11 protein-coding genes are annotated in these 15,475 nt (G+C 66.2%); 8 read left to right on the top strand and 3 right to left on the bottom strand.

Annotated features, from left to right (window positions below; all coding sequences use genetic code 11):
* The first annotated feature begins 205 nt into the window (after positions 1 to 205).
* Both QP413_RS02245 and rsrA read left to right on the top strand, forming a co-directional pair.
* Complete coding sequence (locus tag QP413_RS02245; protein WP_284780382.1) at positions 206 to 838, top strand: sigma-70 family RNA polymerase sigma factor; 633 nt, start codon at positions 206 to 208, stop codon at positions 836 to 838.
* A 12-nt stretch (positions 839 to 850) separates the two neighbouring features.
* Positions 851 to 1,135 carry a mycothiol system anti-sigma-R factor gene (gene rsrA, locus QP413_RS02240; protein ID WP_015381348.1) on the top strand — a complete coding sequence of 95 codons (285 nt, stop codon included), beginning with the start codon at positions 851 to 853 and terminating at the stop codon, positions 1,133 to 1,135.
* Between the two features lie 386 nt (positions 1,136 to 1,521).
* On the opposite strand, the gene QP413_RS02235 is transcribed toward rsrA, so the two are convergent.
* Positions 1,522 to 1,782, bottom strand: a complete 261-nt coding sequence (locus QP413_RS02235; RefSeq protein ID WP_012359749.1) for a WhiB family transcriptional regulator — start codon at positions 1,780 to 1,782, stop codon at positions 1,522 to 1,524.
* Positions 1,783 to 2,428: 646 nt separating this feature from the next.
* Between QP413_RS02235 and QP413_RS02230 the strand changes: the two genes are divergently transcribed.
* Positions 2,429 to 2,842 (top strand): hypothetical protein, encoded by a 414-nt coding sequence (locus QP413_RS02230; protein WP_231837727.1) that lies wholly within the window; start codon positions 2,429 to 2,431, stop codon positions 2,840 to 2,842.
* On the opposite strand, the gene QP413_RS02225 is transcribed toward QP413_RS02230, so the two are convergent.
* A complete protein-coding gene (locus tag QP413_RS02225) occupies positions 2,839 to 4,116 on the bottom strand; it encodes a hypothetical protein (RefSeq protein ID WP_284780381.1) in 1,278 nt (425 codons plus the stop codon). The two genes, QP413_RS02230 and QP413_RS02225, sit on opposite strands and share 4 nt — an antisense overlap.
* Positions 4,116 to 5,609 carry a DEAD/DEAH box helicase gene (locus tag QP413_RS02220; RefSeq protein ID WP_284780380.1) on the bottom strand — a complete coding sequence of 498 codons (1,494 nt, stop codon included), beginning with the start codon at positions 5,607 to 5,609 and terminating at the stop codon, positions 4,116 to 4,118. Before QP413_RS02220 ends, QP413_RS02225 begins: the two co-directional genes overlap by 1 nt.
* A 102-nt stretch (positions 5,610 to 5,711) precedes the next feature.
* Here QP413_RS02220 and QP413_RS02215 point away from each other — a divergent pair, with 102 nt between their 5' ends.
* The 5 genes from QP413_RS02215 (at position 5,712) to QP413_RS02195 (ending at position 15,436) form a co-directional block, all read left to right on the top strand.
* Complete coding sequence (locus QP413_RS02215) at positions 5,712 to 5,945, top strand: DUF3107 domain-containing protein (RefSeq protein WP_070761653.1); 234 nt, start codon at positions 5,712 to 5,714, stop codon at positions 5,943 to 5,945.
* 32 nt (positions 5,946 to 5,977) lie between these two features.
* Positions 5,978 to 6,982 carry a DUF3152 domain-containing protein gene (locus QP413_RS02210; RefSeq protein ID WP_284780379.1) on the top strand — a complete coding sequence of 335 codons (1,005 nt, stop codon included), beginning with the start codon at positions 5,978 to 5,980 and terminating at the stop codon, positions 6,980 to 6,982.
* Positions 6,983 to 6,995: 13 nt separating this feature from the next.
* Positions 6,996 to 8,150 carry a TIGR02569 family protein gene (locus QP413_RS02205; protein ID WP_284780377.1) on the top strand — a complete coding sequence of 385 codons (1,155 nt, stop codon included), beginning with the start codon at positions 6,996 to 6,998 and terminating at the stop codon, positions 8,148 to 8,150.
* A gap of 63 nt (positions 8,151 to 8,213) precedes the next feature.
* Complete coding sequence (locus QP413_RS02200) at positions 8,214 to 11,780, top strand: ATP-dependent DNA helicase (RefSeq protein ID WP_284780375.1); 3,567 nt, start codon at positions 8,214 to 8,216, stop codon at positions 11,778 to 11,780.
* The gene (locus QP413_RS02195) at positions 11,777 to 15,436 is read left to right on the top strand and encodes a UvrD-helicase domain-containing protein (RefSeq protein WP_284780373.1); all 3,660 of its coding nucleotides are present in this window, start codon (positions 11,777 to 11,779) and stop codon (positions 15,434 to 15,436) included. Before QP413_RS02200 ends, QP413_RS02195 begins: the two co-directional genes overlap by 4 nt.
* The last annotated feature ends 39 nt before the right edge of the window (positions 15,437 to 15,475 follow it).

Raw genomic sequence — 15,475 nt, 5'->3', positions numbered from 1 at the left:
AACAATTGTAAATGTGGGCAAAAAGCCTTAAAACCGCAGTTCGAAGCGTGTTCGTTGCCACACGAAGGAATTCAAGATCTGAGGTTTGCGCTTAGGCACCCCTAAAGAGCGCGTTAAGGGTTGGACTGTAGGAGAGCGCTGGTCGCGCGGGGAATAGAATGGTTCCACACCACGTTGGAATTATTGACCCAGCAGAGAGGAGAACATGAGTTCCCCCACCCCCCAGCGCGCCGCCACGCTGCGCACCGAGGAGCCCGACGAGGAGCTGCTCGCCCGCTTCGAAAGCGACGCGTTGCCGCTGCTGGACCAGCTCTACGGTGCGGCGTTGCGGATGACCCGCAACCCCGCCGATGCGCAGGACCTCGTGCAGGATGCGTACATCAAGGCCTTCCAAGCCTTCCGGTCCTTCAAGCCTGGCACCAACCTCAAAGCCTGGCTGTACCGCATCCTCACGAACACCTACATCAACGAGTACCGCAAGCAGCAGCGCCGACCCTATGAATCCTCCGCGGAGGATATGACCGATTGGCAGCAGGCCGACGCGATGTCCCATACCCCGGACGGCCTCGCTTCCGCGGAAATCGAGGCGCTCAAGCGGATCCCCGACCAGCGCATCATCGACGCGCTCATGGACATCAGTGAGGACTACCGCATGGTGGTCTACTACGCCGATGTCGAAGGCTTCGCCTATAAGGAGATCGCGGAGATCCTCGACGTCCCCATCGGCACCGTCATGAGCCGCCTCCACCGGGGCCGGAAGGCGCTGCGCAAGAAACTGAAGGACGTCGCCGCGGAACACGGCATCGGCGTCGAAGAAGAAAACAAGGCGAAGGGATAGGCGAGAAGCACAATGAGTGACAACGTTGAGCCGAATGCAGGCACCCCTCGGCGCGACATCGAATGCCGGGACCTCGTGGACGTCCTCTACGAATATGTCGATGGCGGATGTGACGAAAACCTGCGGGCGCAGCTGCAGGAGCACCTCGATAACTGCCCCAGTTGCGTGGAGAAACTCGGCGTGGAACGCGAAATCCGTCAACTGCTGCGAGTTCGCTGCGCCCAAGCCGCCCCAGTGGAGCTGCGTAGCCGCATCACCACCCAGCTGAGGGTGGTCTACCGAACCTCCCGCGGGTAGCAAGAACTCCCCGGATTAGGCATCCGGCACAGAGGGGGCGCAGCCCGGGGCGGGTTTAAAGTTCAGTCGGAGGGGGTGCCGGCGGGGCCGACTGACAGGGATTAGGGAAAGAAAAACGGGCCCGGGAGAAAACTCCCGGGCCCGTTCGGCGACACCCCAGCGTGGGGTGATCGGCATTATGCGTTTGGGCGCTTGCCGTGGTTCGCCTTGTTCTTGCGACGGTCCTTGCGCTTACGGCCACGCTTGCTCATGAATTCTCCTTAAAGCATGTGCACCAGCGTTCCCAGGGGAGTAGCCGGCGCAGCGATCGGGCAATGAAATTTATTTAACCGCTATAGTCTATCCGCCCAGCAGTGGGCAGCGGAAATCAGGGGCAGCGGGAACTATTAAGCGTTCGCGCGGGCGCGGGTGCGAGCGCGGTTGTTGCGGCGCTTCAGCACGCGACGCTCGTCCTCAGACATGCCACCCCACACGCCGGCGTCCTGGCCGGAGCTGATTGCCCACGTGAGGCAATCCGTGGTCACCGGGCAACGGTTGCACACCAGCTTCGCCTTCGCAGTCTGGGCGAGAGCCGGTCCGGAGTTACCAACTGGGAAAAACAGCTCGGGGTCTTCCTGGCGGCAGACAGCCTTGTGGCGCCAATCCATGATCAAGTCCTTTCATGCCTATCGGGCGGTCGTAGCGGTCCGGCATGCCACGGGGGTGGCCTGGCGGAGGTCTCTGCCGGCGGGGAACCGGCAGAAAGGTTAACGGGCGGTTAACTGCGATCCTTTGGAGCGTCCCGATGGTTGCTGGCGTCGGCCGCCTGTGAGCGGTCTGTGTGCGGGGCCGATGGTGTCGTCGTTGGTGCCCCGGGGGAGGGGCGAACATGGCCTCGCGGAGCCTTAGTGCAACGCTGGGGTGCGAAGAATCGCGGGGTAAGGGCTGGTCGGGCGGTGCGGAATGAACATGAGCGCCAGGAAAGTGGCACTGCAATACCCGCGCTATGGCATGACCAAAGGACCACAACATAAACGTGGGCAGGCTGTTGTTCCCCCACCGCCTTCGCGGTTACATCAAGGAGTATGGCATGTATTTCCCAGGTTGCCTAGAGTTAACCCAGTAAATGTAACCAAGCTCACACTGTTTCGATTTGGGTAATGGCTCCGAGTGACGTAGGTGTGCCTCAGTGCTAGGTAGTCACGCCCTTGCTGGGCGGACCGGCCGGTTCCTCGCCGAGGCTTCGTGGGGCCTTCCATGAGAGCAGAGTGGCCAGAAATGGGAAGCGAGCTCGCTAAGGCTAGACTCATCGGCATGAGCTCCCCGAAGAACTACTCCAAGCCGCCCACCGTCATCCAATACGCCGGCCTCTACGGCCTGATCCAGGGCCTCATCGGCATCGCCTTCGGCATCTTTCTCGTCGTCCGCGAAGCCCAAGGCTTCCACGACCCCACCGCGAAAATCAGCGGCTACGGCACCGCCCTGTGGTTCTTCTTCATCTTCGGGGCCGTCGCCGTCTGCGGCTACTTCCTCTATCGGGGACGCTCCTGGGGGCGCGGCCCGGTGGTCATGCTGCAGATCTGCCTGGTTCCGGTGGCTTATTACATGTTCCGGTCCGGCCGTCCCGAACTGGCCGTTCCCACCACGCTGGTCCTGATTCTTGGGCTCGCGCTGCTGTTCAACCCCACCGCGATCAATTGGTGGACGATGGACCACTACCGCGACTAAGAACCGAGCACTACGAGCTCGTCGCCACGCTGCTCCACCACGAAGCCACCACTGACTCGCAGGTGCACCGGCGCGCCAGCAGCTAGGCCGTCGCGGCGAACAGGGAGTGTCCGTTCGGCCTTCTTGTGTTCCGTGTCGAAGACCTGGATGCCGTCCTCGATGGGCACCAGCAGGCGGTCGGCCATGTTCGCGCCTGCGCCCAGCGCGCCGCGCACCGTGAACTCCGGGGCCAGGCTCGTCGGGTGGAAGCCGACGACGGCATCGCCCGTCCACCACGTCATATTGTGCGGCAGGTCCGCCGTGACCGGCAGCGCCGGGGTGTCCTGAGCAGTGCCAGCAAGCGCCGGGGTGGCGGGCATCGGGTAGTGGTTGACCTCGCCGGAATCGCTGGCCACGATCAGCTCCGGCTTCCCATCACCACGGGCGCCCTTCGGTGCGTACACCGCCGCGTGGTGCTGCGCGATCGCCACCAACTGCCCATCCCTGGGCACGTAGAAAGTGTGGAGATCCTCCGGCACATCCGAGCGCTCCGGCTTCGTCTTGAGCAACCGCAGCAGGATCTTGTCCTCACCCTCGCAGTGCTGGGTTGTCGCCAGCAGCTCGGTGCGGGTCAGGGCAGAAGTAAACGGGCAGTCCGCGTAGCGCTGCTCCTCCTTCTTCACCGGTGTTTCCTGGCGGCCCACTTCCGTGGTGCGCACCAGGTCGCTGCGCCACAGCTCCACCCGGTGCGGGGACACGATGCCCGTGGAGTCATTCGAACGCAGCGCCGTGGCGGCATCCTGCGCCAACGCCGAACGGGTGTGGGCGTAGTCGCCAGTGCTCGCAGCCAGGCTCACCACATCCCCGCAGCCCTTCGAGCCACGGTAGATCGCGACGATCCGCTCGTTACTAAAAGTCACATCGCACAGTGGCAGCCCGCGGTCGTAGGTCCACGCCACCTCGCCCGAGCGGAGATCATGCATGGACAGCACATCGTCCTCGGCGGTGAGCACACCACCGGAAAGTAGGATCGGGGCAACCGTCTGCGGGGACGTTCCCCGCCACAGCTCCCGGAGTGTTGTCGGGGCGGCCTCAGCCGCCGCCGGGGCGGATAGAGTGGCGGCCTGGGTGCGGTCCACCCGGCGCGCGTCCGATCCCCACCAGCTAGTGACCAGCACCACCACGAGGAAAAGAATGATTGCGCCCACCGCGAGGTAATCCTTGCGCGAGGCCCGCTCCGGGCGGGGCCAGCGGCGCTGCGTTGATGTGGTCTGGGCGGGGGAGTGAGGCGCCATTAGTTCTTTGCCCCGCCGTTCCCGCCGCGCGAGCGCCCACCCCGACCGCGCTCGCTACGGCTTCGGCCCTGCGCGCTCGGACCGTGGCTACGAGACACGTGGCCACGCGAAGCAACCCTATGGCCACGCGAACCAGCCCCTGCGCCGCGCTCACCGCGACCACCGCGGGAACGCCGAGCCGGGGCCGTCGCCGCCGCCGAACCAGCAACCCGACGATTCGGCCCCACTCGGTCGCTCAGCTCCCCGTCCGTGGGTAGCCCCAGCACATCTAGCAGCTCAGGGGACTGTGAGAACCACTGCGGCGGGTCCTGCAGGCCCAAGCCCAACGCCTCGCTGATGTGATCCCACCGGGGCACCTCATCCCAACCGACCAGCGTGATCGCGGTGCCGTCCTTACCAGCGCGCGCCGTGCGGCCAATCCGGTGCACATACGTCCGCTCGTCCTCCGGGACCTGGTAGTTGACCACATGGGTGACATCCGTGACGTCGATGCCGCGGGCAGCTACGTCCGTGGCGACCATGACGTCCACCGCACCATCCCGGAACAGCTGCAGGGACTGTTCGCGGTCCGCCTGGCGCATATCGCCATGCACCGCGCCGACCCTAAAGCCCCAGGCGGCCAGGTCCTCAGCGACCATCGCGGCCTGCCGCTTCGTCGGGGTGAACACGATCGTCCGGCCCCGGCCCGGGCTCTGCAGAATCCGGGAGAGCGTGGACATCCGGTCCAGCTTGTGGGACTGGAACGCGATCTGGGTGACCCGCTCGTGCGTATCCGCCGCAGCCGTGGAGTCCGCCTGGATCATCACCGGTTGCTTCATGAACTCCCGCGACAGGCTCAGGACCGGCCCTGGCATCGTCGCGGAAAACAGCATAGTCTGCCGGTCCGGGCTGGTCAGCGACATGATCTGCCGAATATCGTCCAGGAAGCCCTGATCCAGCATCTCATCGGCCTCGTCCAGCACCAGAACCTCCACCCCGGACAGCTCCAGCTCACCGCGGCGGTGCAGATCCAACAGGCGGCCCGGTGTGCCCACCACCACGTCCGTGCCCCGGCTCAGCGCCCGGATCTGCTGGTTGAAGCCCACCCCGCCATAGATTGGTGTGACCGTCACCCGGTGGTCGTTCGCCGGAATCACGAGGTTCGCCGTGGCCAGCGTGAGGTCCTCAGCCACCTGCAGGCACAGCTCACGGGTGGGGACCACCACGAGGCCGCGAACGCTGCCATCGAGTTCGGTGATGCCGGCGTCGTCGAAAATCCGGTCCAACAACGGCACGCCGAAACCCAAGGTCTTGCCCATCCCCGTGCGAGCCTGACCGATCAGATCATCGCCCCGCAACGCGATCGGTAGGGTCAGCTCCTGGATCGCAAACGCCGTGGGCATCCCCGCCTGCTCCAAAGCCTCGGCGATTTCGGCTGCCACCCCCAAGGAGCGGAACGTCGGCCCAGGGGCAGCCCCCGAGTGACCATCGGAGGGGAGATGGGGCGCTGGCACGGTCGGAACCTCCCTAAAACAAGGCAGTACTATGATGGTCACATTAGCGCACCGCCGAGTGCGCCAGATCTTTCAAGAACCAACGGACGGAGATCGACAAGCATGCAACTGAAGATCGGCTTCATTAACTCCCAGCGCGAGCTCGCCATCGACCTCGATAAGAACGAGGTCAAGCAGGCAGAACTCGTCGAGGAGCTGCAGAACTTCCTGACCGACGGCACCGCCACCACCACCGTGGTCGAGGACGCCCGCGGCACCAAGACCGTCCTGCTGCGCGAGCAGATCGCCTACATCCAGGTCGGCGCCGAGAAGCCGCGCTCCGTGGGCTTCATCTGATCCATTTGAAGGGCAGATAGAGGTTGAGCGAGGTGAATAACCCCCAGGGCACGGGTAGCGAGAACACGCAAGAAGGGCCCCGTCACCGGCGTGCGCGCCGCGAGGAATTCGCTCTACCCGAACCCGACCATGCCCGCACCCCGCCCCGGATCGACCGACGATCTCAGGGGCAGGGGGCTCACTGGCTCAACTTCAGCGACCCCCGCGTCCGCATCGGGATCGTCGCGGTGCTCTCGCTGGTCAGTCTGCTCGTCCTCGTCGACGCCCTCCGCGGGGCAAGGGAGGACGCCGCCACCGACGTGACAGCCACCAACAACAGCGACGACCCCGCCGACGGCGCGGCCGGCCCCGTCCCCGGCTCGGGCTACGGCGACCTGCCGACCGGGCAGCTCCCGCCCGGCGGACCGGTGACCGAGAACAGCAGCGGTAACTTCCGCACCGTCGGCGCCCCGGGCCCGAAGGTCGGCGACGGGAAACTCTTCACCTACACCGTCGAGATCGAGGACACGATCAACACCGCCGCCTTCGGCGGGGACGACGCCTTCGCCACGACGGTGGACGCGATCCTTTCCGACCCACGCGGCTGGACCGGGCGCGGGAAGTTCGCCTTCCAGCACGTCGCAGCCGGTGAACTGCCGGAGGGTCAAGAACCCGACCTGCGGATCCAGCTGGCCTCCCAGGACCACACCCACGAGGTCTGCGGCAACACCTTCAAGCTGGAGACCAGCTGCTTCTACTCCGACGGCAACCGGGTCGTCATCAATGAATCCCGCTGGATTCGAGGCGCAATCCCGTTCCAGGGGGACCTCGGGGCCTACCGGCAGTACGTCATCAACCACGAGGTCGGCCACGGCATCGGCTTCGCCGCCCACCAGCCCTGCCCGAAGGACGGGCAGCTCGCTCCGATCATGATGCAGCAGACCTTGAGCGTGGATAACCGCGTGCTCCGGGAGATCAGCAACGAGGACATCTACGGGGAAAACGACTCCACCTGCCGCGCGAACCCGTGGCCCTACCCGGTTGCGGAAGAACAATAAGAGGTGACCCGCCGTGAATGACGCCCGCTCTGCCCGTGATGCTGGTCGCTCTGCCGGTGCTGCTAGCCCCGGCGCAGCTAGCCCTGCTGGCGCGCTGGGAACCCCGCCGCCAGCCCACATCCTCAACGGCTTCCACGCGCACGTGGATAACCCCGTCCAGCTGGATCAGCCGTGGTCATATGGCTGGCGCTGTGATCGCGCGGTGATCTCCCTGGCTGAGGAGCCAATGCGTGCGTCCTGGATCGCCAAAACCACCGCGAAGATGCGGCCCGCCGGGGTAGGCGTCTCGCGCCCCATGCTCTCCACCGACGGCCGGTACACGGTCTCCGGGTGGCGGGCACGGACCTTCCTCTCCGGGCACCGCGCGCCCCGCTTCGACGAGATGGCCGCCGCCGCACTGCGCATTAATGAATCCCTCCGCGGCCTGCCACGACCGGAGTTCCTGGCGCCTCCGGAGCTCACGGGCACGTGGGGGCAGACGGAGATCTTCGCCGCCGCGGATGCCGCCGCCTTCGCCGAGCAACCCCAGGAGTGGATCGCCCCGGCCATGGACGCCACCGCCGTGCCCCGGAAGGACATCGCCGAGGCGCTGGCCAAGGCCGTGGAAATCACCGCACTGCGCACCGAGATCACGGCGGAGGACCAGCTGGTGCACGGCGACGTCATTGGTTGCATGATCTTCGACGGCGCCGCCGACCCCGCGATCACCGACCTGGTGCCCGCGTGGCATCCCACGGGCTGGTCGGTCGCGCTGCTCGTCGTCGACGCGATGGCCTGGGGCAACGGGGAGGACGCCCTGCTGGACCGCTGGTCCCACATCCCGGACTTCATGCAGCTCGCCCTGCGCGCGGTGCTCTACCGGCTCGCGCTGCACGCCATGCTGCCCAACTCGCGGCCAGAAGCCTGGCCGGGGCTGTCGCGCACCGCGGACGTCATCGCCGCGCGCGAGCAGCAGAACGAAGCACGGCAGGAGTGGGAAGACGAGGGCGAGCCTGCGGAAGAAGGCGGGGAGCACGTCGGGAACGAGGCCGAGGAATCGGTGAGTGAGACGGCCGGGGAACAGGGCAGCGACGAGACCGGCGAGCATGCCGACGAGCGTGGCGCCGAGGATTCCGACGAGGGTGGCACCGAGGACGCCGATAAGCGACCTGAGCAGGGGCGAGAGTAAGAAAATCGAACACCGACGAAGGAATCGGCGGGGCGTGTCTGCACCGGGTGCCATACTGATGGCATGACGGACACAGCCAAGAATCAACAGCCGACCGCCGTGGCCTCCCCGAGCACGCCGGAGGACCGCCTGGGGGCTCGCGAGGCGGCGAAGGTCGTGCTGCAGCCGCCCCGCCGGGTGGGGGAGGAAGGCCACGAGTGGGACGGGCTTGCCGGGGCCATCGTCACCGGCGATGAGCGCATCGATAGCTCCGCGCCGTGGACCGTCCTAGGCGGACCGGGGACAGGCAAGACGAGCCTGCTCGTCGACACGCTGGTCCACTTCCTCGCCGCGGGTGGTTCGGCGGAGGAGGTCATGGTGGTCACCCCCACCAAGGACGCCGCCACGGCCGTGAACACCCAGCTGGTGGCCAGGCTGGCAAGCATGAGCAGCTTCGCGGCGACGCGCACGCCGGTGCGTTCCGTGCACTCGTGGGCTTTCGCTGCGCTGCGCAGCATGCTGCTGGCCAGTGACCGGGAAGCACCGCGGTTGCTCACCGGTGCCGAGCACGATGCGGATGTGCGGCTGCTGCTGGCCGGGCATGTGGAGGACGGTGCGGGAGCCTGGCCGGAGCACATCAGACCAGCGCTGGGGTATGTGGGTTTCGCCCGCCAGCTACGCGATTTGCTGCTGCGCGCCGAGGAGCGCGGGGTGGGGCCGGGCGAGCTCACCGCGCTGGGGGAGAAGTACGACCAACCGATGTGGGTGGGGGCTGGGCAGTTCCTCGACGAGTACCGCCAGACGAGACGGCTGGCCCAGTCCATCAGCCTGAACGCCTCCGAACTGCTGCACACCACGCTGCAGGAGATGGCCGATGGTCCGGGGCGGGCACAGCTCGACCGGTGGCGGGAGAAGCTGCGGCTGATCCTCATCGACGATGCCCACAATTTGGATCCGGCGGCTGCCGAGTTCCTGGAGCAGTTTTTCACTCCTGAAACGCGGGTGGTGCTCGCCGGGGACCCCGACCAGTGTGTATTCCACTTCCGCGGGGCCGATGAGGAGCTACTCAGCAAATACGCCGCCGACGAGAATCACCGTGTGGTCCTGAGCGGCTCCCAACGCTTTGGAGCTCCCACCGCACGTGCCATCAATGCCCTGACCGGGCACCTACCGCACGTGGACACCCGCATCCCGCTGCGCGTGGCTGAGGGCGCTGAGGCGGCCCAGGAAGCTGAGGCAACGGCAGGGGAGTTGGTCGCGCCGGATGCAGGCCGCGCTAGGGCCACGTCTGGTGCCGCGGGAGAACGGAACCAGCCGATCCGAGTGCTACGCGCGAACTCCGGGACCGCCGAGCGGCTGCACATCACCGACGCCCTGCGCCGCGCCCACGTCCGCGACGGTGTGGCCTGGCAGGACATGGCCGTCATCGTGCGCTCGGTCGGGGAGATCGCACCCATCCGGCGAGCCCTGCTCACCCACGGGGTGCCGGTGCGGGTCGATCAGACCTCCATCATCCTCGCGGAACAGCCCCTGATCCGGCTGCTGCTCACCGCACTGGAGGCCACCTACCGGCCGTTGGAGAACTCCGAGGTGCGGGTACTCATGGAATCCATGGTCGGTGGCGCCGACCCGATCATGGTGCGCCGCCTCGAGCGCGTGCTGGCCCAAGCGCTGGCCCGCCAACGCCTGCAGGGCAAGCCGGTGCCGGAGAACACGGCGGGCCTGCCATTCCAGTCCAGCGACGCACTCAGCACCCTGCTCAACGGCACCGCCAGCGCGGAGGACGCCGCCGAGTGGACCGCGGGCTTCAACAACCGCGAGCTGCAGATCCTGCAGGACATGAGCGACGTCCTCACCGCGGGCAGGGAGGCACAACGGGCGGGACAATCCGTGGAGATGGTGCTCTGGGAGATCTGGAAGGCCACCGGGCTGGACACCCGCCTGCAGGAACGGGCCCTGCGCGGCGGGACCTTCGGCTCGCAGGCGGACCAGGATCTCGACTCGGTGATGATGCTCTTCGACATGGCCGGGGACTTCGTCGAACGCCACCCCAACGCCTCGATCCGCACCTTCTGCGAGGAAGTCCGCGCCCAGGAGCTGCCCACCGGAGGCCGTGAGCGCGGGGTCGCCAGCAACGCCGTGGAGATCCTGCCCGCCCACGCCGCCGTGGGTCGCCAGTGGCACACCGTGGTCGTCACCCGCGTGCAGGAAGGCAGCTGGCCCGCCGGGCCCACCGTGGGCGGGCTCTTCGGCCAGCTGGAACTCGTTGATCTGCTGGACCGGGGGATTGAGCCCGGCACGCGGGTCTCGCGGGTGGCGAGTGCTGTCCATGAGGAGCGGAGGCTCTTCCTCGTCGCTATCTCGCGGGCTACTCGAAGCACCCTGGTGACCTGTATCGACAACGCCAGCGTGGAAAACGGCGTGCCCTCCCGCTTCGTGGAGGAGATCACCGACGCGCCGGGAGCAGCTGTGCCGCTGGGAACCGTGGACCAGATTGAGCAGGAAGATCCGGTGGGTCAGGAGGCCACGCCGGGCGAGCCCGTGCAGGGGGAGCTTGGGCTGGGCCTGGAACTGGGGGACTCCGCGCAGCAGGGAGGGCCTGCAGTGCAGGCCAGCCCGGCCGAGCAGCTGAGTTCATCGGACCAGCTGAGCCCAGCGGAACAGCTCAGCGCCCTGCCACGAGTGCTCGCTCTCGAGCCACTCATCGCCGAACTGCGCGACGTGGTTACCGACCCCACCCAGCGGCACCACCGCCGGGTTGCCGCCGCACGCAACCTCGCCGCGATGGCTGAGGCCGGGATCTTCGGCAGCCACCCTGTCGACTGGTGGGGCATGGCTGAACCCACCACCATGGAGCGGGTCACCGACCGGCGCGGAGGGGTCTCCTTGAGCCCCTCCAAGCTGGACAATATCGATAACTGCGCGCTCAAAACCTTCTTCGACGACAACCGCGGGGCGCAGGAGGAAACCAACCCCATGCGGGTGGGTACCGTCGTCCACGCCATCGCCCAGGCCATCGTCCAACAAGACCTCAGCCTGGAAGACGCCCAATACGCCGCGCGCACCGCACTGAAATGGGCCGTTGTGGGACCAGCATTCGAAGTCAACGCAGCACTCGAACGCTGGGAGCAGGGCATCGCGAACCTCCACAGCTGGATTACGGAGACGTGCACACAAACCGAGGGGACGGAATGGGAGGTCGAGCAGCAGCTCGACACCACCCTGGGAACCCTGCCCACTGGGGAGGAGGTCTTTCTCCGCGGCCGAATTGACCTCATGGCCACCGATGCGGACGGCCGGGTGGTTGTCTACGACTTCAAGACCGGGAAAACCCCCAAAACTGCGGCCGAAGCCCAGGCCAGCCGCCAGCTCGGCGCCTATCAATTCCTCGTGCATGTGAATCGCGGCAAGCAAGCATACGGTGCTCACCTGATCTATCCCGCCACCAGCGAAGGGAAGCTCAAGAAGTCCAGTCAGCCGGACTTCTCTCCCGAGCAGCTCGCCGAGACGAGGCAGAACCTGCTCGCCGCCGCCGAGCAAATCAGCGAGCCCGTACAGATAGCCACCCCAGGCGATGCACAGTGCAAGTACTGCAGCTACCACCTGATCTGCCCGGCCAAGGACGCCGGGAAAACCGTGGTGAGCTCATGAGCCCGCACCAGCCACGCTCCGAGAGCACACACAACGCCCAGCACCCGACCCCGCACAGCGCACAGCAGCGAAAGGCAGCAATGCAGGAACCAGCCGGCGGAATCATCAGCCCCGAGGAACTCGCCACCCGGTGGCTCAAACAACCCTACCCACCTACCCCGCAACAGTCGGCAGTCATCAGCGCGCCACCGCAGGGCAGCTACATCGTCGTCGCTGGTGCCGGCGCCGGCAAGACCGAAACGATGGCCGCGCGCGTGGTCTGGCTCGTCGCCAACGGCTACGTCCTGCCCGAACACGTCCTGGGCCTGACCTTCACCCGCAAGGCCGCCAACGAGCTTGGCCAGCGTATCCGCGGCCGGCTGGAAACGCTGGCCCGCAGCGGCTTCCGCGAGCAGCTGCCAGCCGACGACCCGCGCCACGAAGCGCTGCGCAACATCTCGCCCGCGGTCTCCACCTACGACTCCTACGCCGGCAACATCGTCGGGGAGTACGGGTTGCTTGCCCCCGTGGAACCCAGCGGGCGGATCATCAGCGACGCGGAAAAATGGATGATCACCCGTCAGCTGCTCCTTGATCACGACCGCGAGATGCAAACCTCACGCTCGATGGTCACCGTGATCGATTTCATCCACAGGCTCTCCGATGAGATGGATAACCACCTCGCAGAACTTAAGGACGTCCGTGGCGAAACCGAAGCGCTGATCGATACCATCCAGCAGGTCGAACACGGCGTGGGCAAGCCGCTTTCCAAGGACGCCTACAAGCTCCGCGACGCCAACCAGGAGCGCCTCGACCTGCTGCCCCGGGTTAAGAAGTACTGGGAACGCCTCCAGGAACTCGATGTGCGCACCTTCGGCCAGCAAATGACCCTCGCCGCCAAGCTCGCCTCCGAGCATGCGATCGTCGGCCAGTCCCAGCGCGAACGCTTCCGCGTGGTCATGTTGGACGAGTACCAGGACACCTCGCACGCTCAGCGCGTGCTGCTGCGCTCCCTTTTCGGGGATGGGCAGGACGACGAACTCGCCGTCACCGCCGTGGGCGACCCCATGCAGGCGATCTATGGCTTCCGCGGGGCGACCTCCTCCAACCTCGGGAACTTCGAAACCGACTTCCCTTTCCGCGGGGAACCCGCCCAAAAGCTCGAGCTAACCACCTCTTGGCGTAACCCTGCCTCCGTGTTGGAACTCGCAAACGTCGTCTCCTCCCGCACTCTGGGTGAGAACCGCACCGTCTCCGAGCTGAAGCCCCGCGCGGGAGCCGAGGATGGAGAAATCCAGGTGGCCTTCTTCGACGAAGAGGACCAGGAACTCGAATGGCTCACCGACCAGCTGCAACAGCGCTGGGAGAGCTTCAAGAAGCGCAAGGAGGCCGCCGCCGTATCGGGGGAGAAGGTTGACCCCTTCAGTGCGGCCGTGCTCGTGCGGAAGAACAAAGAAGCCTTACCGATCTTCGAGCTCCTGCGCGCCAAGGGCGTGCCGGTGGAACTCACTGGTGGGGCGGGGTTGCTGGACATCCCCGAGGTCGCGGATGTCTACGCCACCCTGCGCGCCCTCGTCGACCCGGAGGATGACCCCGCGATGCTCCGCTTGCTCACCGGCCCGCGCTTCAACCTCGGGGCTCGGGACCTGCAGATCCTCGCCCGCCGCGCTCAGCAGCTCCAGCGCCGCGCCAAGGGGGACACCGACCCAGGAGAGGTCAATCAGGACACGACCAGCGCCGGGGGAGAGGACCCGTGGATCCACAATCCCGCCTACGAGGAGCTGAAGAGCCTCGAATCCCCGCTACGTGAGCAACTCCTCGAAGCGATCCCCAACCCCGCGGACGCCACCGTTGGTTTGGCCGACGCCATCGCGGACTTCGCGGATGCCGAAGAGCAAGGGATGAGCCCGCGGGGTGCGCGAGCCATCGCCGAACTCTCCCGCGAGCTCGGCCACCTGCGCCGCAACTGCCTCACCAAGCCACTGCCGGACCTCATCGCGGACATCGAGGACATGATCGGCATCCGCACCGAGGTGCTCACCCGCTGGCACCGCAACCCGGATGACTCGATCGGCACCAGCCACCTCGACGAGTTCGCGGACATCGTCCAGAGCTTCTCCCAGCTCGGTGGCTCCAACGCGTCGATCCTGGTGGATTACCTGCGCGCTGCCCACGAGCACGACTCCGGCCTGGAACCCGGCGAGGTCGAGGCGAAAACCGATACCGTCCAGATCCTCACCGTCCACCGCTCCAAGGGGCTGGAGTGGGACATCGTTGCCGTACCTTATGCGCACCGCAAGAACTTCTTCGACGCCGAAACCCCAGGCGTCAGGCTTGAAGAATGGCTTCATAAGGCCGAGCGCATCCCCTCCAGTCTGCGCGGCGACGCTGAGAACGAAGGCCAACCGGGCGGCTACCCGCTCTATGACGCTAGCCACGCCGAGAAGAGCGCGGACCTCACCAAGGCTGCTGATGCTTTCAAAGTTCAGCTGCAAGCCAAGGAGGCCCAGGAGAGCGAGAGGCTGTTCTACGTGGGAATCACCCGCACCGAACGTGTGCTGCTGGTGAGTGGCTCCGCGTATAGTTCCGGCGTTACCGCCGTGGACCCCTCGCTGAACCTGGTGCTGCTGCGCAACCGCATCACCGATTCCCGTGCGCCCCTGGCAGGGGCGAGTGTGCACACCTGGTCCGACCTGGGGCGCAAGCCAAGTAAGTCAGATGCCGCGAGGGTGGAGAAGGGCAACGCCACCGAGATCGACCACTACTTCTATCCCACGCCAGAGCAGCTCATCGCGCGCGAGGACTATGCGCTTGAGCGTCGCCGTGCCGAAGCCGACGGCGAGCAGGCCAGCTGGCCGCAGCCCGCGCCACTGGCCAGCAGACCTGGTGCTGCCGACGGAGCGGGCATGGTCATTGACGCGATCGGCGCGGCAACCACCGGTGACTCCGCCACTGAATCTGCCGCCAGCCAGGACATGCTGACCCGCCAATGGGACGAGGAAACCCGCCTGCTGATCCAAGAGCACCAGCAGCGCACCCTCACCGCCGTGGAGGTCCCACTCGACCCGATGCTCACCGCAACCCAAGCGGTCGCGATGAACCAGGACCCGGAACAGTTCGCACGGCGGCGTCGTCGCCCCATCCCGATGCAGCCCCAGCCCTACGCCAAGCGCGGAACGGCCTTCCACAACTGGGTGGAGCAGCACTACAACCAAGCCATGCTCTTCGACGAGGACGAAATGCCCGGCGCCTCCGACGCCACCCTCCAGGACCCGCAGCTCGAGGAATTGAAAAACAAGTTCCTTGGCTCCGAGTGGGCGCAGCGCACCCCGGAGTCGGTTGAGGGCTCCTACCTGGTTAACATCGGCGGATTCGTCTTCAACGGCCGGATGGATGCCGTCTTCCACGAAGGCGAGGACCCCGCCGCGGGATGGCTCGTCGTCGACTGGAAGACTGGGCAGATGCCGACCGGCCGGGATATGAAGAATGCCGAGCTCCAGCTGGCCGCCTACCGGCTGGCCTGGGCGAAAATCCTGAGCCGCCAGCTGGGTGTGGAGGTGCCGGTGGATAACGTGCGCACCGCGTTCTTCTATGTGCGCACCCAGCACACCCACTACGTGCAAGACTTGCCGAACGAAGAAGAACTCATTGCCCGGCTAGGCTTGAACAAGTCCTAAGCCCTAGGATTTGATGGTTCACGACAACCCGCCCCGAGC

Origin of the sequence: Corynebacterium sp. UMB4614 (assembly GCF_030217065.1) — a bacterium.
Taxonomy (GTDB): domain Bacteria; phylum Actinomycetota; class Actinomycetes; order Mycobacteriales; family Mycobacteriaceae; genus Corynebacterium.
This window is presented reverse-complemented; position numbering and strand designations above follow the sequence as displayed.